Here is a 22,882-nt window from a genome sequence, read left to right as displayed (position 1 = left end):
CATTATGATAAAGATGAGGTGAGTAACATGGAGTATAGTCAAGCGACACAAAGAACTATTGCCTATATCGAGGAGCAATTGATGGAGGAAATTTCTTTTGAATGTCTTCCTAATACTGCTGGCTATTCGAAGTACCATCTAAGCCGAATTTTTAAGCAAGAAACGGGAATTACGATTGGTGAATATATTCGTATACGTCGGCTAGCTATGGCAGCGAGTTATTTGATGTACTCTAATGTATCGATATTAACGATTGCTGTTACACTTCAGTTTCAATCACAAGAGGCTTTTACAAGAGCCTTTAAAGAAGTTTATGCTTTACCACCAGGGAAGTATCGAAAAGTAATGCAATCATTAAATATGATGGAGGAGGAACATTACATGGAAACAGTTGAACAGGTTAAAGGTTGGGTGTTGAGTGGTGCTAATCCTGAATTGTATAAATTTCATACAGATGACAAGGTATTTCATTCAGGGAAGCGTTCAGGAGTATTGTATTCCACAACTGCCTCAGCAAATCATGGTCAATTTGCTACAATGATGCAGGGTTTTCAGGCAGCTGACTATAAAGGGAAACGCTTGAAAATGTCATGCTACTTAAAGACGGCAGATGCAACAAAGTGTGGTGCATGGATGAGTATTGACAATGGTACAGGAGATACGATTCAATTTGATAATATGGATCAACGCCCTGTGACAGGTTCTACTGAATGGAATCATTATTCTATTGTCTTAGACGTACCTGAAGAAGGTAATTCCATTTATTTTGGTGTGTTACTAATTGGTTCGGGTAAAGTCTGGGCAGATGGCTTCCGTTTTGAAGAAGTTGACAACAAGGTACCCTCAACAAATATGCTTACGCAGGAACATTTATCAAATCATCCTACTAATCTAGACTTCAGTATGGAGTGAATCAGACAGCACTGACAAAAGTGCGAGATGACTTTTTTGAATAACGTATTGATTACCTCTAATTTGTTAAAGATAACAAGGAGGAGGTGTGAGACGATGGCACAAGAAATTCTTTGTGAAGTCAATAACTGCACATTTTGGGATTCTGGTAACAAATGCACAGCTGAAAAAATTTATGTTGTCAGCCAAAAGGGACAACATGCTTCCAACAGTGAGGAAACAGACTGTAAAACATTCGAACCTGAAACGCATTAATGCCAAAAGGGTAGCCATGTATATGGTTACCCTTTTTCCCTGTCTTTATTAATAAATATCTACCTTTTCTTTGTTAAATAAAAGAGCATGGGCATTTTTTACTTTTTCTTCTACATAATCCAGTGAGTATTTACCAACAGAATCTGTTAAATCCCCAATTGCCCGCGACAAGTTATCAATAATCGGAATTAATTTGTGCATCTCTGTGCGATGCTTTTCTTTGTGCATCTCATCCATAATTTCATATGCAAGACGTTGAATCTTCCTTAGTCGCAATTTCTCAGATTGCATTGAATCCTCCTTATTGAACCAATTTATGATGTCTAATTATATGAGCTACAATAAGGTTTCATGAATAATGTGCTTTAGAAATAATTGCTCATGTTATGAAGGGCTAGCGCAATTTCCCTTATGCCAACATCAATCTTGGATTCGTCTATATTCGATACATTTAGTTTGATAATACGTTCCCGATAAAATGCATCTAAATAATTGCGTTTAATAGGATCTAACAAAATATTTTGTTGTGCCAAATGATCAATAATCTTAGAAGTATTCACCTGTCTCGGTAGAATGATATGGCTATGCATACAGATTTCCTTAGAGGATTGATAGTCTGCCAGATGAGTTGCTATAGATTGTTGAAGTTGATTTGCTCGGCTTGCATAAGCTTCACTGACTTTCTTCTGATAACGTTCAAACATACCACTTTTCAAGTAGAGCTCTAATGCAGCTTGGGAGATCATGGAGCTATCAATATCAGTGGTATTTTTATACTGTTGAAAGGTATTAATCAAAACATTTGGTAATACGGCAAGTCCGATACGTAAGCCAGGAAACATAATTTTAGAAAAGCTTTTTAAATAAATAACCCGATCCTGTGTATCCTCCGTAAATAGGGGATCTATTTTTGTATTTTGCTCAAAATCCGCTAAATAATCATCTTCAACTATATACACATTATATTTATAGGCAAGTTTTCGTATTGAATCCTTTTCTTTTTTACTATAGGAAGTTCCTAGAGGGTTGTGCAGACGTGGCATCGTATAAAAAAACTTTATGTCGTGTTTACTAAAAATGTTTTCTAGTTCATCTAAATCAATGCCATCCGTTGTTCTTTTGATGCCCATTGCCGGAAGTTCATAGGTTTTTAAATAATCCATATACAAATGATAGCTAGGTTGTTCCACTAAGATCGTTGAGCGACCATTTGGAAAGGGCATTATACTTAGCAAGGATAGAGATTGTTGGACACCTGAAGTAATGAAAATATTTTCTTCCTTTGTAAACAGTTGATAGCTTGTTAATAGTTTTTTTGCTTCCGCTATTAATGACGGTAGGCCTTTTGGTGTCCCATATCTAAATAAATCTGCTTGGTATGTGTCGATGGCCTTATTAATACAATGCTGAAAATCTTGATAAGGGAATGCATGCCAATTGGGCGAAGATGTAGCAAAATCTATGTAATTTTTCATTTTTGGTTGTATGGGCAGTTGATGATCAACAACATAGTAGCCACTTTTAAGCATTGAATAGATAAGATGCTGATCCTCCAGTTTTTTTAAAGATGCTAAAATCGTACTCTTACTACAGGAAAATTGCTGTGATAACTGGCGAATCGAGGGGAGTTTTGCCCCTGCTTGAAGTGAGCCTGTTTGGATCTGAGTCAGGAGCTGAGAATAAATCCATTCGTATTTAAGCATACATAACCTCCAGCACATCTGTATCGGTACAGATGTGTTTTTTTTATATCGTCAATAAGTTCTCTATTTAATACGATAACTATACCGGCCGGAATGTTTAAAGAAGGAGTACGATCCTATGTCAGAAAATAGAAATGCCTATATAGCAGCAATAATTTATGCATTTGTCATTGGGCTCTCATTTATGTTTGTGAAAGTTACGTTGACTGTAGCAAGTCCTATTGATATACTTGCACATCGTTTTACTTTTGCATTCATCGGTATTGTTATAATCATGGTAATGACAAAAAATAAGCTAATAATGAACATGCAGGACCTACTAAAAATATTACCGTTAGCCATCTTGTATCCAATTGCTTTTTTTACGTTTCAAGTGCTTGGACTTGCTAAAATTTCCTCATCAGAGGCGGGAATTATTCAAGCGACAATTCCTATTTTTACATTAGCATTGGCAGGTTTATTGTTAAAGGAAAAAGCTACTCGGGGTCAACTTGTATCTGTAAGTTTGTCCGTACTTGGTGTCATCTATCTGTTAATGATGAATGGAGCAAATACTACTATAGGAAATGTCATAGGAAGTGGATTTATTTTACTATCAGCGATTGCGACATCACTTTATAATATTTTTGCTAGAGGGCTTACCAAGAAATATTCTTTACTAGCATTAACATATGTCATGACATTGTGTGGATTTGTTATTTTTAATGGAATGGCTCTTGGAAGTCATATGATGAATGGAACACTCAATGAATTTTTTAAGCCATTAACACATGCTCATTTTGTCTTCGCTATTTTATATTTAGGTATACTATCTTCACTTGGTACATCCTATTTATCTAATTATGCTTTATCTAAATTGGAAGCATCTAAAATGAGTGTCTTTAGCAATTTTGCAACACTTATTACTATTTTGGCAGGGGTCTTATTTTTACAGGAAGATTTCCATCTATATCATCTTATTGGTGGCATCATGATTATTATTGGTGTGATAGGGACGAATTATTTTGGGCGGAAAAATGTAGAACAAGTGAGATAATGAATAGGAACATTTAAATCTGAGCTATTTAGTAAACGGGGTATAATAATCGTTTATAAATGACTTTCTAAATTAGGAGGTTTTTATGGGGAAAATTTATGTTATTAGACATTGTCTAGCACAAGGACAATCACTAGATGCACCCTTAACGCAGAAGGGAATAGAGCAAGCAAATAGTTTAGCTGAATTTTTCAAGAATCTAAAAATTGATCGAATTGTATCTAGCCCTTTCTTAAGAGCAATCCAATCCATTGAACCATTAAGTAGCAGAGAAAGTATGAAGATTGAAATTGATGAACGTCTTTCGGAGTGGCTTTTAAGTACTAGAGATTTTCCAGATTGGTACGAAAAATTACAGGCGACATTTGTTGATATGGATTTAAAATATGATGGTGGAGAATCCAGTAATGAAGCGATGCATCGAATTGTAGACCTTGTAAAAGATGCATTTGCTCAGGATGTTGATAATACATTAATTGTGAGTCATGGCAATATCATCTCTTTGCTATTGAAGTATTATGATAAGGATGTTGATTTTCACTGTTGGAAAAATTTAAGCAACCCAGATGTTTTTCTACTAAGCCCTAAGCATAATGGAGTAATGATAGAGCGAATATGGGATTCCCCGTATAATGAAGGCTAATATTAAGTGGTATGGTAGGAATTGTTTCTTGCCATACCTTTTATAGTGAAGGAGAGTATGATGGAGACGATATTAAAAGAAATTTTAAGATGGGTTAAACAAGCTGATAAAAAAATCATAATCGGCATTTCTGGTCATGGAGCTGCTGGAAAAACGACATTTGCCAAAAAACTTATACATGCTTTAGATCAAGATGAAGTGAATTATTTAAATACTGATCCGTATATTGTGGATTCGGATATTCGCAAACAATCAATACTTGAATATACATATCAAAATGAGCATCATCGTTTTAAAATGACGGCTTGTCATCCCGCTGCTCATCATCTACCATCATTGGAGCGAGATGTTCAGATGATAAGAGCAGGACTCGATTTAATGACAATCGATACACATTATATGAAAAGTGCATTAATTTCTTCAAAAAAACAGATCACGATAGTAGAAGGAATGTGTGTAGCATTTATAGATCCGCAGTTATTCGATTTAAAGATTTATTTTTATACGGATGGGGCTACAGAACTTAAAAGAAGATCAGATCGTGATGTGCTTGAAAGAGGGACAGATATAAATTATTTAAAACAATCACATGATGAGCGACGTATTCAATATGAATTATTTATGCATCCACATTGCCAACATTTTGATATGGTTATTAAAACTCAGGATGATGAAATCCTTATTGAAAAAAATACACTTGTAAAATAAATGAGGGCCTTCTGCACTTTGAGTAGCGGAAGGCTCCTAACTTTAGTATTGAAATTTCACACGAACAGTAGCATCAATAGCAATTTGTCCCTGTTCTATAGGCGTGATTCCCGAGGATACAGCCATAGAGCGATAAAGGATAGGTGTGTTAGCCTGCTCTTCCACAATCTCTACAGGGAGTGGCTGCAAAGGCAGGTGCATAGTTTCTGCTATTGTTTTCGCCTTCAATTGAGCATTCTGTAGCGCTAAACTTAATGCTTGCTGATAGTAAGCATCGGTATGGTCCATTTTGAACTGAATATTGGTTATTCGATTTGCCCCATTTTCTACAGCCGTATCAATGATTAAGCCCAAATCATTGGTATCCGAAACGTTGACGGAAATGGCGTTGACTACTTCATAGCCATTAAAAATTTGTTTGCCATCTTCGAAATTATATAGTGGTGTGATTGTATAACTAGCAGTTTGAATTTGTTCTCTTGGAATACCAAGTGCGATAAGTGATTGCATAACTTCATTCATGATTGCCGCATTTTCCTGTTGAGGACCTTGTACATGGTTGCCCTGTGTTTGGACTTCAATTTGTAATTGTACAGAGCTTGGTGTAGCCATTACCTGTCCATAGCCGATTACAATCATAGTACGTGATGGATGATGTGTTTGTTGATTGACCTGTGCATAGTACATCTAATACCACCTTTCATAGGTTATATAATCATGCTATGCAAAAATATTTATGATTTGTTTATTCTTTTTAAAAATTTGTCATGGAGCTTTGTGAATAGAAGTAAAGCTAAAATAGCTCCCAGCAAGGCTAAAAACATGTCCCATTGTGCATCCCATTTATCTCCCTGCATGCCTAAAAAATCCTTTGCTCCTTTACTTCCCTTCGAGATTCTTGTGCTTAACCATTCAATGATTTCATAAAAAGCAGCAATTGCGAGCAGAATACTGATCGTAATACCTGTAAGCCAAGCTCCTTTTGTAAGTGGTGTTTTCCTGATTAGTATTTCCCTTATTACGATGGCTAATAAACCTTTTAAAAAATGACCAAACCTATCATAGTGATTACGTTGTAAATGAAATTCATCTTTTATCCAATTAAAAAAAGGGACTTCCGAATAGGTATAATGCCCACCTATAAATGTCAGGATCGACAAGAGAGCGATAATAAAATAAGAAAATGTGGTAAAGCGAAATTTATGATAAATGCAAACAACGACTGTTATTGCCACAATTCCAGGACTAACTTCAGCTAGCCAATCTAAATAGGAGGACGGCTTTATAACAGACCAGATGAAAACAATTAAAACAATAATAAGTAATGTGGCGTGTATTTTAACATGTTGCCTACTATTCATACTAACAACTCCCTTTGTCCAACAGTATGGGAAATGGGGAAATTGCTTATTCAAATAGTTAGCAAACAAAAAAGAAAAGCGTCTAGTTGACGCTTTTTTAGCCAATTAGATCATTTTTAAAAGTGCCTCTACACCAGTCATTCCTTCTGTAATACCAAGCTGTTCTGCTTCATATGTTACAGATTCTAATGGAGCTGTTAATAGCTCGTCAATTGTTTTCACGCCTACTGCACGACCAGCAATAATTTTTCGATCAACTAAGCGACTATTTAATAGGCCGACATCTAAAGCACCACACATAATGTAGCCTGTATCATTAGAAATCGTTAGTAATGTTGTTTTAGGTAATTGAACAACTACTGCAGTGAAGAAATGCCCTTTAATCATAATAGGTTCAATTGTCACCATTGAAATCACTCCTTTTCTCTATATACATATGGTGAAGGCTAGCAAGGTGTTCGACATTTTCATGAAAAAAAAACTAAATATGTTGCTAGATGTATAAGGATGAAAGGAATTAGAGGGGAAGCATCGGAGGTACTTTATAACAAAAAGGAATCTACTCAAATGAATAGATTCCTTTTATCCTTTATTATCTTGTATAAGAAAGCAAAGCAGTTTCTTTAAATTTATGTAATGCATTTGTTGCCTCACGTTTAGAACTATACTCAAACATGCGATAAGTGTTTTCTTCAAATACTGTAATAATCCACATATATGTCATCCCCTTTATTGTGTTGCATAACATTTATATATTTATAATAACTGTTATATATCAGATTTGATTTAATTTTACATCAATAAATAAAAAAATAAAGTACTATTCAAAGATTTTCACATATTGTTCAAAATTATAAAGAACGTTTAAAATTTTTTTGAAATAATTAAAAGGAGAAAACAGACAATCCTTCACAAGTATATTTCCGGGTAATTCGTAAATAGTAAGTTGACGGAGTTCTGTGATTTCGGACTTGGGAGGTGATGCTATGACACGTAATTACGTATTCATTTTTATGGTTTTCTTTTTAATCATCTCGGGATTTTTAGTGCAGGAAGGCTACGCAGATAGAGGTCGTCCTTATTATGAGGAGACAGGTGAAGTTGTTTGGGATATCAAAACAGAGGATAAAATTGTTGCACTCACCTTTGATGATGGTCCACATCCTAAATACACAGCTGCTGTGCTAGATTTATTAGCAAAATATGATGCAAAAGCCACCTTTTTTATTATTGGAAAAAATGCAGAAAAATATCCAGAGCTTGTTTTACGTTCTTATACAGAAGGCCATGAATTAGCAAATCATACGTATACACATCCATTTAAAGTTTCCATCAAAAAATTGCAAGAGGAGCTTCAAAAGACAAATGACACGATTTATAGTATTACTGGTTTTTCCCCAGTTTTATTCCGTCCCGTTGGTGGAAATTACACGGATGCTATGATTAATGCTGCTGTTAAGGACGGCTATAAGGTAGTAATGTGGTCCTGGCATCAGGATACGCAAGATTGGAAAGAGCCTGGTGTAAGAAAAATTGTGCAAAAGGTAATGAAGGGAACAAGGCCTGGAGATGTCATTTTATTTCATGATGGTGGCGGGAACCGTACACAAACAATTCAAGCACTAGAAGAAATACTACCTGCATTAAAAAAGCAAGGCTACACATTTGTTACAATATCCGAGCTGATTGAAAGCAAACAGCAACAAGAGCAAGTTCAATAATGAAAAATGAGCCATCTCAACAATGTTTGAAATGGCTTCTTTTTCACTTAAATAAAAGGTTTGAATTAGAAGAAAATAATTGGAGCTAGCGCAATACCTAAAATTGTTCCTAGAGCAATTCCATAGCCAAAACCTTCTCCTCCATACCCTCCAAATCCCCAAAACCCTAAACCATAACCACTATATCTTCTATCAGGTAGAATCCATACCTGTCTTCTATCTACCCTTGTGATTTCTCCAACATGTACTTTACCAGATGAATCCGAGATTCGAACACGTTTACCATGATATTTACAGCAAAGACTATAAGCATCAGCTGGATTCACACATATCCCTCCTTTCATTGTCATTACAAGCTAATATATGCGATTTGATGCATTTATCACTAGCCGATTGTCTATTCAAGACATATGCTGTGAAGAGGTGATAATATGGCAGTTGTGTCAACGGATAAGTGGTTAGATGAATTTGTAAGTGCTAGAAAATCAACTAGAAAGGATGAGCGAACAAGCTTACAATGCTCGATTCTTTGCGGTCGATTAGTCAAACTATTTCGAGATGGGCTTCCAGAAGAAATTCACTATACATTACAGCAACAGGGTCTTTTTTTACCTCATGAGGAAGTCGATGTTGAAAAATTAAAGAAGCAAAAAGTATGGGCCAGTGTACAGCAGGAGTTCCTATACTTACAGAGGAAATGGAAAGGCCCATCAATACCAATTTATATTTTCCCCATTACTCAGCAGCAAACGATAACCAATAAAAATGGTGTCGCTTATCCTCATTCGCTTTTTTTATTTGTGGGTGATTTAGAAAAGCAGGAGCTTCAAGCATTATTTGCTCATGAATATAACCATGTTTGTCGTATACACATATTAAAAAAAAATTTAGATGATATGACTTTATTGGATTCTCTCATTTTAGAAGGCTTAGCAGAAGATGCGGTGAAAGATTTATACGGAGAAAGGTGGATTGCTCCCTGGTTACAATCCTACTCAGAAAAAGAACTTTTAGCTTTATGGGAGCATCATTTTTTACCGAATTTACAACTCCAAGGAATCAAACAACATCATCCATTTCTATACGGGGGGCCCTTCCACCTTGGATAGGCTACTGTATAGGCTACAAAATTGTGAAGTCGTATAAAATGAACCATTCATGCCAACATCCCTTGTTCATTTCAAGCCAAGATTTACTTACTGGTTCAAATTTTCCGTTACAATAGAGAAAAGGAGTGATTGTTGTGTCCAATGATTTAAAAAATATATTATTACCAATTGTAGACTCATCAACAAGGGTGCTCATTGTTGGATCCATGCCAGGAAAACAATCGTTAGAGAAACAGCAGTACTATGGCAATCCACGCAATCACTTTTGGCCTATTATGGGTGAGTTATTACAGATAGCGATTCCAAATGATTATACAGAGAGAATAGCCTTATTAAAAAACAATGCAATCGGTCTTTGGGACACGATTGCAACTTGTGAACGTGAAGGAAGTTTAGATGCAGCGATACGCAATGAAAAGCCCAATGATTTTCAAACCCTTTTTGAACAATACCCTAATATTCAATTAGTGCTTTTTAATGGAGCGAAAGCATTTGAGGTTTTTAAAAAGCATATTGGCTTAGGGCTTCTAGAAGGACGAGCCTATAAAAAAATGCCATCAACAAGTCCAATACCAGGGAAAAATATTAAAACGTTCACTGAAAAGCTAGAGGACTGGCAGATTATCCAATCCTATTTAACCTAATCAACAGGGCGAGATTAGCGTGATGAAGTAGCTGCTTTGGGGTGAATACTATTCCTTGTGCTTTTAAACCATTGATAAAAGAGAATATACACAAGAAGGATTTCAATAGCATCTCCACCGTAGTACATGATCTTAGCACCTAGTTCTGCCTCAGTGGATGGTACATGATGAGGCGGATTTGCAAAAATAAATTTTGCCAATATGGCATGGGCAGCCAATGCTACTACTAATGTAAGGGATCGAAAAACATAAGAGTATGAATGTGGAGTAGGATCAATATAAATAAAGGCAATAGTAAACAAATAACCCGCTAGAAAAATATGGAGATGAATGAATACATACAATAGTATATGTTCATGCATCAAATTGAAAAGTGAGGTTGTATAGAGTAACCATAGGCCTCCTACATTTAGAATAGATGCAATAATTGGATGACGAATAAAACGAACATACGGATTTTTTAGTAGTCGAGAGAGAATACGTGCCCTGTTTACTGGTAAGGTTCTTAACAGCAGAGTCATTGGTGCTGCTAAAGCCATAAGTAATGGTGCCAGCATGCCAAGCAATAAATGTCCTATCATATGTGCGTCAAAATGAATATGACTAAGAGCAGCCAATGGGCCGATTAATGTAATCAGAGCACAGACATTTCCAACAATCCAACAGATAGTACGGAAATGAGGCCATTGTTTTTTATGTTGATTCGAAATAATAACAGCGAGGATATAGCCTATAAGAGCTAGAACAAATGGCAAGGCCAGTAGAAGCTGAACCATAATAGGAAAGTTTTGAGCATGAACATCGTGAGAATGCAAGATGCGCCACCTCCTATTGATCTTTTTGATTTGTTTGGAGCAGTAAGACAATACCGATAATTATTAATAGCGCCGCCAATATGTTCCAAACGATATCATAGGGAAGTATTTCAACATTGTAACGAATTTGGTGAAGTTTCATGAATTTATGTTGTATAATTCCATCGTAAAGCTGAAATGAGCCTGCTCCAAGAAAAATACCGCCTAGCCATCTTTTTAGCCAAAACCCATGTTTTCTATGTAGATCAGCCAATAAAAAAGCAGATCCAATCGTAGCAAAAAAGCTGAATGCATGAAATAAACCATCTGAAACTAGTCCAATAGCTGCTGTAGACTTATCATAGAAATGATGCCAGTGTAATAATTGGTGAAAAATCACCTCATCTATAAATGCCACAACCCCAAGCCCAAATAAAATCCCAGTCCACATGTTACGCTGCTTATATTGAAAGCGATTTTCATGCTTATGTTTTTGTTCTTCATACATATTGGTCATATCCAATCCTATCACCTCAAGCTGATTTTCTTTTAGTCTACCCCTGAGATGAGCTCTTAAACAAATATCCCTCAAAACAGTCGTTTGTCAGAGGGAAGTAAGGATGATTGCCAGCTATTATAGTAAGAACCAGCAGGACTGTAAAAGAATTTGAAATGATGCTTCTCAGCTAATGCACGGCTTTTTGATTCTTCTTCAAAACCAATTGCCATCACCTGTGTACCAAATTTATTGCGTATGTGGACAAGCTGTTGCATCATATCGAGTGACCATTTATCTTTTCCTACCACAGGATACGAAAAATCCTCCCACATAATAAAATCAATATACGGTGCTGTATAATCGGCGAGTGTTTGAAATCCCCAATTTTGAGCAACAGATATATTTGGATGTCGTTTTTTGATTTGTTGGATAAAAGATAACATGGCTTCATTTTGCCACTTTTGTTCATCTTCAGGTAAATAGGAATTGATATTACCAACCGTATCTAAAAACACACCGTCTAAGCCTTTCTGAACAATTTGTTGCTCTATTTCTGCTAGCAAAATGTCTTGATAGTGCGTAGAAGTCAAATCCATTAAAAAAGAATCCCATTTGGCAAAATATATTCTTTCACCCTGTTTGTCTCGATAAAAATCTTCTTCCTTCAATTGTTGATAGAGTGCTGTATTCCATTTGTCTGCTTCCATCACATTAATATAGCCGTACACTAAAGTACCGCTTTTTTGAGCATTGACGATATACTTTTGCTGCATTTCAAGAGGTTCTACAATCACTAAATCTAACTTCGTCATGCTCTTGCCAATGGCATCGTTGCCTTTATCTAAGTAGTATGTGTAATCTTTCACATCAGCAAGCTTTGATTGGATATTTATGGAATAAGAGACTGAATTTTTAGCAAGCAGCATCCACATACTACCTGCGATAAGCAGGGCTAATAAGAGTATCAATAATTTTTTCATAAGTACTCCTTTTTGAAGGATTTTCCTTCCATTATACAATAATAGGAACTAGGTTACCTTTGGTAAATGGGCAATGGCTCAACGGTGAATCGCCCTTTTACATATATTGAATAATGTAAAAGGAGGGTTTGTGTGTATAATAATCCATTTAGAGAAGATAATTTTAGAAGACCTGGTGGTTGGGGAGGTTATAATGATTTTGAAACAACGTCATTTGGGCCAACTCATTTCGGCCCCCCTCCCGCAGGACAAATGCCAATGAGCACACCACCAGGTTTTTCACCACCAATTCCTGCTTGGCGAGAAGGTTCTAGTGGTATACGCTCCTGTTTATTTAGAAATACGTATATTTGGATGAATAGTGGTAGAAGTTTTTGGTTTTTCCCAACAGCTGTAGGAAGGGAAATCATTGCTGGCTTTAGATGGAGTCGAAGATATGGCTGGTATTTCCGTACCATTTCTAGAAACCAAATTCGTTCCTATGAATGTTTTAGATAGACTTAGCTCAAGGTATGGAGTTTTATTTTTAAAAAAATGATGTTACAATGACGATAACGATGAATGAAGGGAAGATGGGTGGCTAATGAATAACTAATCTTAATTTTTGTATAGGAAATTTTATATTTCACGAACAACAAAAATAGGATTAGTCTGCCCATTTTTCATAATAATTGCTTTATATTCGCAAACCACTGCCGATATTTAGCTACTCCAAAGCTTGTTTTCACAATAATTTTGGAGCTTATTTGTGTATGATATTGTAGCGACTAATCCTTCCAAATGAATTGGAGGGATTTTTTTGTCCCTCCAACTGAGAGGATGGATAGTATGAAGGAACTTTTAAAATTACAGGATGTACGTTATGAAATAAAGGATATGTTGTTATTTGAGCATGTGACAGGCACAGTAAAAAAAGGCGAAGTCATCGGCATTATAGGGAGGAATGGTGCTGGGAAATCGACATTATTACAATTGATTCAAGGTACATTATCACCAACTATGGGAGTAATTCAGGGAGCACAGGCTTTAAAAATTACATTTGTTGAACAGGAGCTAGCTCATTTTGACAAACTAGAAGTATCCGCAAGAGAAGCTGATCTGCTGGCTAAGTGGCAGGTATCTAATGTGTCATTTGCAGCGTTAAGTGGGGGTGAAAAGCTGAAAATGCGTCTTGCAGAAGGTTTTTCCCAGAATGCTCAAATTTTATTACTTGATGAACCAACGAATCATTTAGATGAACGAAGTACCGCATTCCTCATCAGACAAGTACAAAACTATAAGGGGACAATCATCGTGGTATCACATGATCGCTATTTTTTAGATAAGGTTGCCACAAAAATCTGGTCTATTGAGGAAAAAAGCCTGATTGAACATGATGGCAATTATACAAGCTACATGGCTGATAGGGAACACCGACGATTAACACAACAACGTGCCTACGAGAAGCAGCAAAAAAACATTGAACGAATTGAGGCTCAAATGTCGGAACTGACGTGTTGGTCACAAAAGGGCCACGCCCAGTCAACAAAACTGGAAGGTTTTAAGGAGTACCATCGTGTGAAAGCAAAGCGTTTAGATTCTCAGGTGAAATCTAAGAAAAAGCGATTAGAGGCTGAACTTGCGAAGTCAAGAGTGGAAGCAGTGGAGCCAGAAGCAGAGATTCGTTTTTCTTTAGGCACGAATCAACGAGTTGGCAAGCGCTTACTGGAAATCAAACATTTATCTTTAAAATTTGGTGAACGCATACTATTTAACGATGTGAATATTACGGCTCAATTTGGAGATAAGATAGCTATCACAGGAAAGAATGGAAGTGGGAAAACAAGCTTTTTAAAAGTTCTTTTAGGCAAGCTAGAAGCTGAGGGTGAAGTATGGGTATCACCAGCTGCAAACATTGGTTATCTGACACAGGAAGTATTTGATTTACCACTTGATCAGACACCAGAGCAATATTTTTATCAAGAGACATTTGAAGAGCGTGCTAAAGTGCGCAACTTGATGAAGAATTTAGGGTTTACACTGACACATTGGACATCTCCCATAGGCAAAATGAGTATGGGAGAACGCGTAAAGTGTAAGCTGATGGCTTATATTTTAGAGGATAAAAATGTTCTTATTTTAGATGAGCCGACAAACCATCTTGATCTACCTTCTCGTGAGCAGTTAGAGCATACTCTTACTCAATATAATGGAACATTGCTTGTCGTTTCACATGATCGATACTTTCTAGAAAAAGTCACGAACAGTGTTTGGGAGCTTCACGGTCAGCACATCAAGAAAAGTGGACAGAAGTCACACCGAATAAAGTGGATGATACAGCGGCTCACCGTTTAAAGCTTGAAACGGAAAGGCAAGAGATTTTAGGCAAACTGAGCTTTCTAACAGTAAAAGATAAGGACTACACAATGCTTGATCAGAAGTTTAATGAGCTGACGAAGCGCATCAATGAACTTCAATAGCTGAAGCGTTTAAGTTAACCTTTTTCAGGGGAAAATATGGAGAGAAGGCATTTCTTAAATGGGGGTTAACATGTTGAAAAAGGTAGTATTTCTCTTTTTATTGTTAAGCATTTGTAGCTTAAGTGCTTGTGCTGAACGAAATAAGAATGCACAAGAACATGAGATTGAAACAAGTACATCTGTAGCACTGTCTAATAATGATCAAATTGATGCGGTTCAAGCAACTGAAGCTCTTCAACAAATAAAGGAGCAGATACATTTCAATGTTCCAATAAAAATGCCAACAACGTTACCTATTGCAGAGGGTGCATTTTTATCAGCTACAGCAAGAACACAGGGCGACCAGGTTGAAGTTATTTTTTATGAGAGCAAAGAGAATATGCCAATTAACGATATTCGATTAAAGAAATCAGCGACTGTTATTGGAAGATTGCTGGTCAAGAAATATAAAAGTGTGGAAGGTGCAAGCACACAGATAGCATTTGATAATTTTAATCAAAATGGCGGGCAAGAGGTTGATCTTGGTTACAATATAAAAGGTTATCAAGATGCAGGCGCTGGTTCATTATGGACTGGTTGGAACGAAGGGCGATGGGCAATTGCCACTCATACACGAACTGATAATCCTGATGCAGGTGTCAAACTTGCTAAGCAGGCAGTAGCGTATTTAGAAAACCACATGCTACCTATTCCAAGGCAATATGGCATGGCTCAGCTAGATGTATATCAATCAGGTAATTTAATTGTGTGGCAGGATGAAAAGCTTGTTTACACACTGGATTCAATCAAAGATCCTTTAAAAGCACTAGCAATTGCTACAGCCTTTTATCAATAATAGAAATCCTAGAGTAATGATGCTCTAGGATTTTTTGTATTATTTTACTTTATACTATTCAGCATTTTTTGGTATTCGCTGAATCTTTGCTGCCATTCATCCATTGGGAAATATTGATGGTCAACGCCATTTAGTAGATCTTTTAACATATCAAGACAAATATGCCATCCTGCTAAATCCTTCGGTGTATGCTCTGTCAGATTTTGAAGTGTCTTCACTAATACCAATAAAGAACCCTTTTCAGTAGAAAATAATTCAAATCTCACCGTATCTGTTCCCCAACCAAATTCTAATACTTCTTTCTCAACATAATCTGTGATGGTTATTTCCTCAAAATTACCTGTTCCATCATTCATATTAAAATGTATTTTCCCGTTCTTACGTAGCTCAATGATTTCTAAATTACTCATCCATTTTTGTAGGTTTTCATTGTTAGTCATAGCGGCCCAAACGGCATCTATTGAATATAGTAATGGCCGTTTGAATGTAGCAATATGGTAATTTGATTGTTTTTCAATAGTAGCTAGCACAGACATCCTCCTAATGATAAATTGCTTGAAAAAGTCTAGTGATGCCTAGTTCAATTTCATGCTTTTGTAAATGACCATAGCCAATAATCAATCTGTTATTATATTTTCCCTTTTGAATTGTATGATCCTCTACTGGGTAAACCTTTACACCAAATTGTTCTATTTTCACTAATAAGTTTCGTGTAAAATCAATCTTCTCAAATTCTGCAACTAAGTGCATACCTGTAGAATAGCCAAATATTTTTATGTTATGTGAAAAAGTGGATTGTAAACATTGAATCAGAAAATCACGTTGGCTTTTATAGAACTTCTTCATTTTTGTGATATGTCTTTCCATATAGCCCTCCTGTATAAAGCGAGAAAGGATAAGCTGGTCTAAGGAAGGTGTATGTAAGTCCGTAAACCATTTTAATTGACGACATTTTTCAGTAAGCTGTGTTGGAAGGATAATGTATCCTATTCTTAATGCGGGAGAGAGAATTTTACTAAAAGAACCGATGTAGAGAACTAGCTCTGGATCTAGGCCCTGTAAAGAGCTAACAGGTGGCCCTTCGTAGCGAAACTCACTATCATAATCATCTTCTATTAAAAAGCAATGTTTCTTTCTAGCATACTCAATTAATTGAATTCTACGCTGAATAGGTAAGGTACTTCCTAAAGGAAATTGATGAGAGGGAGTTAGAAAGACAAGTTTAGGATCTATATTATCTGGTAATAGGCTTGTTTTCATCCCGAATTCATCTACTGGTACCGGATAAATGGTAGCACCAGAAGCTTTAAAGATAGTTTGAATATCATTAGTTATAGGATCTTCCATAATAGCAATATCATTAGATGACAGCAATAATCTCGACACAAGCATCATTGCCTGTGTCGCACCAGATGTAATAATAATTTGCTCTGGATGACATTCAACGCCCCTTGTCCTTAATAAGTAGTGGGCAAGAGTATGCCTTAATTCTATGCGCCCCTCTGGAACCCCGTATCCTAATATGGAGGACTCACTATCGTGCCATAGCTGGTGACTTATCCTCGCCCAAGTTTTACGAGGAAACAAGTCGAGTGCTGGAATACCCGAGCGTAAGTTTACAACCTCTTTCCCTACTATTGGATCTCCTGCTTTATTTGTAATAAGAGGTTTGGTCTGTTGTGGTAACAATGTGCCTTCTGCAACAAATGTACCAGCTCCTCTTCGTGCAATTAAAAATCCTTCGGCAAGTAACTGATCATAAGCTTCTAATATGACATTTCTTGATACTTTTAATTCTACTGAAAGCTCTCGTGTTGATACTAATTTTTCACCTGCCTGAAGTTGTCCACTTAAAATTTTTTCCCGTATTTGCTGATAGATTTGACGATTTAAAGGAATATCTAATGCTCGATCTATAGGTATCCATAACATTTTACATACCTCCGATTTGAAAGTGGTACCTTTAAAATCACTTTAAAGTGGTTCTACAGTTACCAATTTTATCATGATAAAGTACTTACCAATACCGAAGAGGGGGAATAAATATGAAGAAAACAGAAGAATTAGTGATTCAGGCCTTAAAAGCCGCGGCACGAGACGAGCGCTTGAAATATGCGGTGCAGCAATCAATAGAGCTCTACCCATTATTATGGAAAGCAGCAAAAAGGTATGTAACAGGAGAAAAAAGAGAGGATGCCATCGCTGCTGCACGTAATTATCTTAATGACAATTATAATATCTCCATTGAATATATTGGGGAAAATACAACCAATTTAAGGGATTGTCAAAGAGCAAAGGATGAGCTTTTACAAGTAATTGAGGAAATGGGGATTTTATCTTTAAAGCAAACAGTATCTTTCGATTTATCTCATATAGGTCTTTCTATTAATGCTGAGATAGCTTATAAGCATCTTGAAGAGCTTACACAAAAAGCTCAGCAGTATGGAATAACTTTGATGATAAGTATGGAAGAATCCTCTAAGACTAATGATATTATTACTCTTTACAAAAAAATAGCAACGGAGTATACAAATGTTGGAATTACATTGCAAGTGCATCTTTATCGTACAAAGTTAGATTTACAAGAACTTATGCAATATCCAGGGAAAATAAGACTTGTTAAAGGGGCTTTTCAAGAGTCTGTCGATATAGCCATGATCAGATCAGAAGAACTGAATAAGCATTATCTTGATTATGTTGATCAGTTAGTAAATGCAAATCATCCGTTATCAATCGCTACACATGATGAAATGCTTATTCAAGAGATAGAGCGACGTCAATATCTTGAGAACCCAAATGTTGAAGTTGAGATGCTTTATGGTGTACGCCCTACATTACTCAATGAATTAAGAAGGAAAGATTATCGTTGTAGAGTATATTTAACGTATGGAAATGAGTGGTACTTATATCTTTGCCACCGAATTGCTGAACACCCTGAAAACCTATATTTAGCAGTAACCGATATTATTAATGAATCCATGGAACGAGTAGTATAGAAAAATGAATAGGTGGATCTGGAGTAGTGGGAAAGTTATTGTGGCGATGAGTATCGTTGGTAGTTCAGTTGTTGCGGGCAAATTGGTTGTTCAAAGTTTTCCAATTTTCTTAGCTAATGAACTAAGATTTCTTGTGGCTGCAATTATTTTGATTCCTTTGTGGATAAAGATAGAGGGATTTTCAACATTAAACAGAAAAGAGTTAGTAGCGATTTTTTTACAAGCGTTATTAGGGGTGTTTTTATTTAATCTATTAATGCTCCATGGTCTTTCAAAAACGACTGCTATGGAAGCTGGTATTATTACTGGTACTCTGCCAGTCTGCACGGCATTCCTATCCTATTTTATTTTGAAGGAGAAATTAACGAGGAATATGGGTATTAGCATACTTCTTGCCGTAGTGGGAGCTATCCTTATGAACATTGCTAACCATTCTACTACTAACCATTATTCAACTTCATTATTAGGCAATCTATTCATTTTAGGTGCAGTATTCTGTGAATCTTTATTTATCATCATTGGTAAGTTAATTTCTTATCGTATGAGTGCTCTTACAGTCTCAACTATGGTTAGCTTATTTGGCGTCATATTATTTTTCCCATTTGCTGTAGCTGAAAGCAGATATTTTGAATTTAAAGAAATATCAGCTGCAGAGTGGGGATTAGTATTGTATTTCGGCATTGTTGTAACCGTCATAGCGTTTCTTTTGATGCAACAGGGTCTTGCAGTAATTTCAGCATCTTGGGCAGGTGTACTTACTAGCTTATTGCCAATTAGTAGTATGATTTTATCTTCTATTCTATTGGATGAAAAAATAACTAATCTTCAGGTCTGTGGTTTTTTCTTAATTATAGCTGCCATCTATTTACTGTCAAAGCAGAAAGGGATAGAGAACTAGTGATTTATAAAAAGTTAATTATCGGATAATTTTGTGAAAAAAGGAGGGGTGAAGATGACACATCAACAAGCATTGGAACATTATATCCAAGCAACAAATACCCATGATTTTAATCAAGTAAAGGCTATTTTGCATCCACAAGCAATTTATTGGTTCTCTGATAAAACATGCACAACAACAGAGGAGATTGAGGCTTATTTCAAGCATGCATGGAATGTCATTAAAGAAGAGGTTTATTCAGCTACTGATGTAAAATGGTTAACCGTTGATGAAACGACGGCTACCTGTCTTTATACATATCACTATGAAGGCTATCATAACGAAAAATTTGTATCAGGTAGCGGTAGAGCAACTAATATTTTTACATTAGTTAACGATCAATGGAAGGTAATTCATGAGCATTTGAGTAGTGGTCATTAAATTATTTTCAATGTAACTTGAACAAGCAACAATATAATAATCAATGTTAGTAGTGTTTTGGCTATTTTTAATGGAATGTATGGGAGCACTATAAGACCTAATTGGGAGCCTATAATGGAGCCAATTGCCATAGCAATTGCATAGTGCCATTGAATAAAGCCAGTGTGATAAAATACAATAAATGCTCCTGTACAGCTCCCGAAGAGGAGTACTCGAGTGAGCTGTACAGCCTTTATGTAAGTATGATGAGTACGTAGATAGTGTAAGATGCTAAATGTCGAAGAGCCAGGGCCGAAACCACCATCATACATAGCGATGAAAAATGGTTGCCAAAAATGAGGTGCTTGATGTTCTAGCGAATCAGGAACTTCCGTCAACGCCTTATTTTTCAAAGTTACGACTAAAGCCAAAAGAAGTAGTACACAGGCCATATAGTTCATAGTTTGCTCAGACAGCGAAACCGCTAAAAGTGAGCCGCAAATCCCCCCAACAATAGCAAGAGCTATATATTTGATGATAGATGTGAGATGTAGCTCCTTCTGATAGAGTAGAAAAAAAATACTGGATAAAGATGAAATGCCTGTCGAAAATTTGTTTGTGGCAATACTTGTTTGAATAGGGATACCGACAAGCATCATGGCAGGAAGTGTAATTAGTCCACCACCCCCTGCAAGTGTACCGATAAAAGCAGCTACCATCCCGATACATACGAGTGTTAAAGAAATGTTTGTATAGAAAAGTCCAACTAAGCTAAGTAGTACAAATAACAACAGCATGATCATTTTATTCATAAGCTTCTCCCTTTCTTTTATTAGCTTTAGGGTAAATGGTGTTAATGTATAAATCTAATATATAATTTTTAGTGATTTATAAATTTAATTTATATTAATGGAGGCTGACAGAATGAGGTTGCTTCAATCGGAGGAAGAGCTGAAGAACTTAATTGCATCTGATGACTGGATGATGAGCATTTTATCCACAGTAGAAAACTTGCAACTACCAGATTGGTGGATATGCGCAGGAATTATTCGCTCAAAGGTATGGGATTACCTTCACAATAAGGAGGAAAGAACACCAATTGCTGATATTGATGTGATATATTTTGATAAAGAAAATTTAGCAGAAGAAGTAGAGAAGCAGTATGAGCAAGAACTGAGAAAGTTATCTCCAAACGAGCCTTGGTCCGTGAAAAATCAAGCACGAATGCATGTCCTAAATGGTAGTAAACCATATCAGTCTGCTGTTGATGGAATCTCTCATTTCCCAGAAATCCCAACGGCAATTGGAGTAAAATTATCAGATGGGGTACTAGAGATTGCAGCACCGTACGGTATTCATCTTTTAGGAGCAGGCATAGTAGAGCCAACATCGTTTTACCTAGAAAATAAGTATGCCTATGCGATTTATCGTCAAAGAATTCAGCAAAAACAATGGCATTTATGTTGGCCAGAATTGAAAATTCATCTTCAATAAAAAAGAAAGAGGGGGAACAATTGCAACAAGATAAAACCTATGTCATTAAACACTATATAAAATCTTTAGATTGGATAGATAATTTACGAGGGTTATCTGAGGCACAATGGCGTATGCCCATTGAACCTGGGAAATGGTCGGTTGCAGAGGTAATTGGGCACCTTCCTCCATGGGACAAGTTTGTGCAAAATTACCGAATTCCTTTTCTCTTTACAGATGAGCGTCTGCCGAAAGGGCCAGATGTAGCACATTTGAATACGATGGCAGCTAAGAAAAGCCGTGAACAAACAATGGAGGAAACATTGAATGATTTTATTTCCACAAGGCGTCAATTATTGCAGGACATTCAGCAATGGACAGATGAGCAATGGCAACAGTCATTTAAAATTGGACAGTCAGAAATGACTATAATCGACTATTTTGTAGGATTAATCAATCATGATTTACATCATTTTTCACAGATTCAGAATGTTATACATGTATAGGAGTTAGCATATGGATATCAAGTATTTAATTGATTACTTTGCACATGCTTCTGTAAAATTTACAGATGTTTTTACTAAAAAAATGGAGCCAGGTGAAGTAGATGCTGGTAGAACAACAGCTCCAGAAAAGTGTGGTTTAGTAGTGCCACTTGCAGGGAGTGCGATCTTTAGCTTTAATGGAACCCCCTATATGATGGAGCCAGGAATGATTACCCATGCTGGCCCCCAGATGCCGATAGAAGTGAGAGCGACTGGCCATAAAGGTTGGGAGTATGCAGTTGTTCATTACAGCCTACCTACAGAAGAAATAAATCTATATCCACTAGCCGAGCAACATTTTCTAATCAATACAGGCTTTAACACACAAATTATTAGCCATGTTCAGCAATTAGTAGAAAGCTATTCCTTTCCTGGTAATATGGCTGTATTCAAGTCTAAGACATTATTTATGAATTTGTTGGAAGATATTCTTGTAGCGGCAAAAATGCAGGTTTTAGATAGCGCCAGCGAATTAATGGAACAGGCATTACAGTATATACATGAAAATTTTTCACAGCAAATCTCAGTATCAAATATCTCGATGGAATTGGGCATTGAGCGTCGTCGTTTTGCTTATTTATTTGAGCAGCATACAGGTATGAATCCAAGTACATATATAACAGAATACCGTATACGACGTGCGAAAGACTTACTAGAATATGGTGGAATACCTGTAGCTGAAATTGCAGAATGTGTTGGATATGTAGATTGTTTTTATTTTAGCAGAGTATTTAAAAAGTGTACGGGTTTATCTCCCTCAGCCTATCGCAAGTTAAAAATAGAGGAAGCCAGATATGTATAATTGACTGTTTCTTATAAAAAAGAAGCAGTTTTTTTATTGCTTAAATCGGCAAAAATCCATGTCATTTTCGAAATCGTCCATTCACAATCTTTTTTCACTTTGTTAGGATA

29 protein-coding genes and 1 pseudogene are annotated in these 22,882 nt (G+C 36.3%); 17 read left to right on the top strand and 13 right to left on the bottom strand.

Annotated elements, in window-relative coordinates; translation table 11 throughout:
• Nucleotides 1–27: 27 nt before the first annotated feature.
• Complete coding sequence (locus LBYS11_RS21475; RefSeq protein ID WP_054549674.1) at nucleotides 28–912, top strand: helix-turn-helix transcriptional regulator; 885 nt, start codon at nucleotides 28–30, stop codon at nucleotides 910–912.
• 96 nt (nucleotides 913–1,008) lie between these two features.
• Nucleotides 1,009–1,167 (top strand): DUF1540 domain-containing protein, encoded by a 159-nt coding sequence (locus LBYS11_RS21470; RefSeq protein WP_004231699.1) that lies wholly within the window; start codon nucleotides 1,009–1,011, stop codon nucleotides 1,165–1,167.
• 48 nt (nucleotides 1,168–1,215) lie between these two features.
• Here the strand turns inward: LBYS11_RS21470 and LBYS11_RS21465 are convergent, their stop codons facing one another.
• The gene (locus tag LBYS11_RS21465) at nucleotides 1,216–1,458 is read right to left on the bottom strand and encodes a hypothetical protein (RefSeq protein ID WP_004231701.1); all 243 of its coding nucleotides are present in this window, start codon (nucleotides 1,456–1,458) and stop codon (nucleotides 1,216–1,218) included.
• Nucleotides 1,459–1,532: 74 nt separating this feature from the next.
• Complete coding sequence (locus LBYS11_RS21460; RefSeq protein WP_103118948.1) at nucleotides 1,533–2,870, bottom strand: aminotransferase-like domain-containing protein; 1,338 nt, start codon at nucleotides 2,868–2,870, stop codon at nucleotides 1,533–1,535.
• A 118-nt stretch (nucleotides 2,871–2,988) separates the two neighbouring features.
• On the opposite strand from LBYS11_RS21460, the gene LBYS11_RS21455 reads away from it, so the two are divergent.
• The 3 genes from LBYS11_RS21455 to LBYS11_RS21445 all read left to right on the top strand — a co-directional run bounded on the left by LBYS11_RS21455 (nucleotide 2,989) and on the right by LBYS11_RS21445 (nucleotide 5,257).
• Nucleotides 2,989–3,906 carry a DMT family transporter gene (locus tag LBYS11_RS21455; RefSeq protein WP_103118947.1) on the top strand — a complete coding sequence of 306 codons (918 nt, stop codon included), beginning with the start codon at nucleotides 2,989–2,991 and terminating at the stop codon, nucleotides 3,904–3,906.
• A gap of 85 nt (nucleotides 3,907–3,991) precedes the next feature.
• Nucleotides 3,992–4,549, top strand: a complete 558-nt coding sequence (locus LBYS11_RS21450) for a histidine phosphatase family protein (RefSeq protein ID WP_054549671.1) — start codon at nucleotides 3,992–3,994, stop codon at nucleotides 4,547–4,549.
• Nucleotides 4,550–4,609: 60 nt separating this feature from the next.
• Nucleotides 4,610–5,257, top strand: a complete 648-nt coding sequence (locus LBYS11_RS21445) for a uridine kinase family protein (protein WP_103118946.1) — start codon at nucleotides 4,610–4,612, stop codon at nucleotides 5,255–5,257.
• A 42-nt stretch (nucleotides 5,258–5,299) separates the two neighbouring features.
• On the opposite strand, the gene LBYS11_RS21440 is transcribed toward LBYS11_RS21445, so the two are convergent.
• From LBYS11_RS21440 to LBYS11_RS24055, 4 genes are all read right to left on the bottom strand, one after another.
• Complete coding sequence (locus LBYS11_RS21440; protein ID WP_048394056.1) at nucleotides 5,300–5,944, bottom strand: SIMPL domain-containing protein; 645 nt, start codon at nucleotides 5,942–5,944, stop codon at nucleotides 5,300–5,302.
• A 47-nt stretch (nucleotides 5,945–5,991) separates the two neighbouring features.
• Complete coding sequence (locus LBYS11_RS21435) at nucleotides 5,992–6,618, bottom strand: DUF2238 domain-containing protein (protein ID WP_103118945.1); 627 nt, start codon at nucleotides 6,616–6,618, stop codon at nucleotides 5,992–5,994.
• 105 nt (nucleotides 6,619–6,723) lie between these two features.
• Nucleotides 6,724–7,026, bottom strand: coding sequence for a YunC family protein (locus tag LBYS11_RS21430; protein ID WP_004231716.1), 303 nt, complete (start codon nucleotides 7,024–7,026; stop codon nucleotides 6,724–6,726).
• 184 nt (nucleotides 7,027–7,210) lie between these two features.
• Entirely contained in the window at nucleotides 7,211–7,333 is a 123-nt protein-coding gene (locus tag LBYS11_RS24055; protein ID WP_004231718.1) for a hypothetical protein, read from the bottom strand.
• A 271-nt stretch (nucleotides 7,334–7,604) separates the two neighbouring features.
• Between LBYS11_RS24055 and LBYS11_RS21425 the strand changes: the two genes are divergently transcribed.
• A complete protein-coding gene (locus LBYS11_RS21425) occupies nucleotides 7,605–8,339 on the top strand; it encodes a polysaccharide deacetylase family protein (protein WP_053075725.1) in 735 nt (244 codons plus the stop codon).
• Between the two features lie 65 nt (nucleotides 8,340–8,404).
• Here the strand turns inward: LBYS11_RS21425 and LBYS11_RS21420 are convergent, their stop codons facing one another.
• Nucleotides 8,405–8,665 (bottom strand): hypothetical protein, encoded by a 261-nt coding sequence (locus LBYS11_RS21420; protein WP_004231722.1) that lies wholly within the window; start codon nucleotides 8,663–8,665, stop codon nucleotides 8,405–8,407.
• A gap of 105 nt (nucleotides 8,666–8,770) precedes the next feature.
• Here LBYS11_RS21420 and LBYS11_RS21415 point away from each other — a divergent pair, with 105 nt between their 5' ends.
• Both LBYS11_RS21415 and LBYS11_RS21410 read left to right on the top strand, forming a co-directional pair.
• Nucleotides 8,771–9,448, top strand: a complete 678-nt coding sequence (locus LBYS11_RS21415; protein ID WP_233732234.1) for a DUF2268 domain-containing putative Zn-dependent protease — start codon at nucleotides 8,771–8,773, stop codon at nucleotides 9,446–9,448.
• Between the two features lie 134 nt (nucleotides 9,449–9,582).
• Nucleotides 9,583–10,092 carry a DNA-deoxyinosine glycosylase gene (locus LBYS11_RS21410; RefSeq protein ID WP_103118944.1) on the top strand — a complete coding sequence of 170 codons (510 nt, stop codon included), beginning with the start codon at nucleotides 9,583–9,585 and terminating at the stop codon, nucleotides 10,090–10,092.
• A gap of 14 nt (nucleotides 10,093–10,106) precedes the next feature.
• Here LBYS11_RS21410 and LBYS11_RS21405 read toward each other — a convergent pair whose 3' ends face one another.
• The 3 genes from LBYS11_RS21405 to LBYS11_RS21395 all read right to left on the bottom strand — a co-directional run bounded on the left by LBYS11_RS21405 (nucleotide 10,107) and on the right by LBYS11_RS21395 (nucleotide 12,365).
• The gene (locus LBYS11_RS21405; protein ID WP_066037963.1) at nucleotides 10,107–10,907 is read right to left on the bottom strand and encodes a cytochrome c oxidase assembly protein; all 801 of its coding nucleotides are present in this window, start codon (nucleotides 10,905–10,907) and stop codon (nucleotides 10,107–10,109) included.
• Between the two features lie 13 nt (nucleotides 10,908–10,920).
• Nucleotides 10,921–11,403: a DUF2243 domain-containing protein gene (locus LBYS11_RS21400; protein WP_199768281.1), complete on the bottom strand. Its 483-nt coding sequence runs from the start codon at nucleotides 11,401–11,403 to the stop codon at nucleotides 10,921–10,923.
• A 71-nt stretch (nucleotides 11,404–11,474) separates the two neighbouring features.
• Nucleotides 11,475–12,365: an endo alpha-1,4 polygalactosaminidase gene (locus tag LBYS11_RS21395; RefSeq protein ID WP_103118942.1), complete on the bottom strand. Its 891-nt coding sequence runs from the start codon at nucleotides 12,363–12,365 to the stop codon at nucleotides 11,475–11,477.
• A 132-nt stretch (nucleotides 12,366–12,497) separates the two neighbouring features.
• Here LBYS11_RS21395 and LBYS11_RS21390 point away from each other — a divergent pair, with 132 nt between their 5' ends.
• From LBYS11_RS21390 to LBYS11_RS21380, 3 genes and pseudogenes are all read left to right on the top strand, one after another.
• Nucleotides 12,498–12,863: a hypothetical protein gene (locus LBYS11_RS21390; RefSeq protein WP_054549664.1), complete on the top strand. Its 366-nt coding sequence runs from the start codon at nucleotides 12,498–12,500 to the stop codon at nucleotides 12,861–12,863.
• A 330-nt stretch (nucleotides 12,864–13,193) separates the two neighbouring features.
• Nucleotides 13,194–14,824 (top strand): annotated as a pseudogene (abc-f, locus tag LBYS11_RS21385) (ribosomal protection-like ABC-F family protein).
• 70 nt (nucleotides 14,825–14,894) lie between these two features.
• Nucleotides 14,895–15,659 carry a hypothetical protein gene (locus tag LBYS11_RS21380; RefSeq protein ID WP_233732233.1) on the top strand — a complete coding sequence of 255 codons (765 nt, stop codon included), beginning with the start codon at nucleotides 14,895–14,897 and terminating at the stop codon, nucleotides 15,657–15,659.
• A 44-nt stretch (nucleotides 15,660–15,703) separates the two neighbouring features.
• Here the strand turns inward: LBYS11_RS21380 and LBYS11_RS21375 are convergent, their stop codons facing one another.
• Together LBYS11_RS21375 and LBYS11_RS21370 are read right to left on the bottom strand one after the other, a co-directional pair.
• Nucleotides 15,704–16,195 carry an SRPBCC family protein gene (locus tag LBYS11_RS21375; protein WP_233732232.1) on the bottom strand — a complete coding sequence of 164 codons (492 nt, stop codon included), beginning with the start codon at nucleotides 16,193–16,195 and terminating at the stop codon, nucleotides 15,704–15,706.
• A gap of 4 nt (nucleotides 16,196–16,199) precedes the next feature.
• A complete protein-coding gene (locus LBYS11_RS21370; protein WP_103118940.1) occupies nucleotides 16,200–17,591 on the bottom strand; it encodes a MocR-like pyridoxine biosynthesis transcription factor PdxR in 1,392 nt (463 codons plus the stop codon).
• Between the two features lie 113 nt (nucleotides 17,592–17,704).
• Between LBYS11_RS21370 and LBYS11_RS21365 the strand changes: the two genes are divergently transcribed.
• From LBYS11_RS21365 to LBYS11_RS21355, 3 genes are read left to right on the top strand one after another with little or no spacing between them, the layout of a single operon-like run.
• Entirely contained in the window at nucleotides 17,705–18,655 is a 951-nt protein-coding gene (locus tag LBYS11_RS21365) for a proline dehydrogenase family protein (protein ID WP_103118939.1), read from the top strand.
• Between the two features lie 4 nt (nucleotides 18,656–18,659).
• On the top strand, nucleotides 18,660–19,553 hold the full coding sequence (locus tag LBYS11_RS21360; RefSeq protein ID WP_233732225.1) for a DMT family transporter: 894 nt from the start codon (nucleotides 18,660–18,662) through the stop codon (nucleotides 19,551–19,553).
• A gap of 54 nt (nucleotides 19,554–19,607) precedes the next feature.
• Complete coding sequence (locus tag LBYS11_RS21355; protein ID WP_066037968.1) at nucleotides 19,608–19,973, top strand: YybH family protein; 366 nt, start codon at nucleotides 19,608–19,610, stop codon at nucleotides 19,971–19,973.
• Here LBYS11_RS21355 and LBYS11_RS21350 read toward each other — a convergent pair.
• Nucleotides 19,970–20,764 (bottom strand): sulfite exporter TauE/SafE family protein, encoded by a 795-nt coding sequence (locus LBYS11_RS21350; RefSeq protein WP_103118937.1) that lies wholly within the window; start codon nucleotides 20,762–20,764, stop codon nucleotides 19,970–19,972. The two genes, LBYS11_RS21355 and LBYS11_RS21350, sit on opposite strands and share 4 nt — an antisense overlap.
• A 112-nt stretch (nucleotides 20,765–20,876) precedes the next feature.
• Here LBYS11_RS21350 and LBYS11_RS21345 point away from each other — a divergent pair, with 112 nt between their 5' ends.
• Genes LBYS11_RS21345 through LBYS11_RS21335 form a run of 3 tightly spaced genes read left to right on the top strand, consistent with a single transcriptional unit; the run spans nucleotide 20,877 to nucleotide 22,772 of the window.
• Nucleotides 20,877–21,446 (top strand): nucleotidyltransferase family protein, encoded by a 570-nt coding sequence (locus LBYS11_RS21345; protein ID WP_048394081.1) that lies wholly within the window; start codon nucleotides 20,877–20,879, stop codon nucleotides 21,444–21,446.
• 20 nt (nucleotides 21,447–21,466) lie between these two features.
• Nucleotides 21,467–21,931, top strand: a complete 465-nt coding sequence (locus tag LBYS11_RS21340; protein WP_103118936.1) for a DinB family protein — start codon at nucleotides 21,467–21,469, stop codon at nucleotides 21,929–21,931.
• Between the two features lie 10 nt (nucleotides 21,932–21,941).
• Nucleotides 21,942–22,772: a helix-turn-helix domain-containing protein gene (locus LBYS11_RS21335; RefSeq protein ID WP_103118935.1), complete on the top strand. Its 831-nt coding sequence runs from the start codon at nucleotides 21,942–21,944 to the stop codon at nucleotides 22,770–22,772.
• The last annotated feature ends 110 nt before the right edge of the window (nucleotides 22,773–22,882 follow it).

Source organism: Lysinibacillus sp. YS11 (assembly GCF_002896375.1).
Taxonomy (GTDB): domain Bacteria; phylum Bacillota; class Bacilli; order Bacillales_A; family Planococcaceae; genus Lysinibacillus; species Lysinibacillus capsici.
Note: the sequence above shows the minus strand (reverse complement) of the source record. Positions and strands in the feature narration are given on the sequence as shown.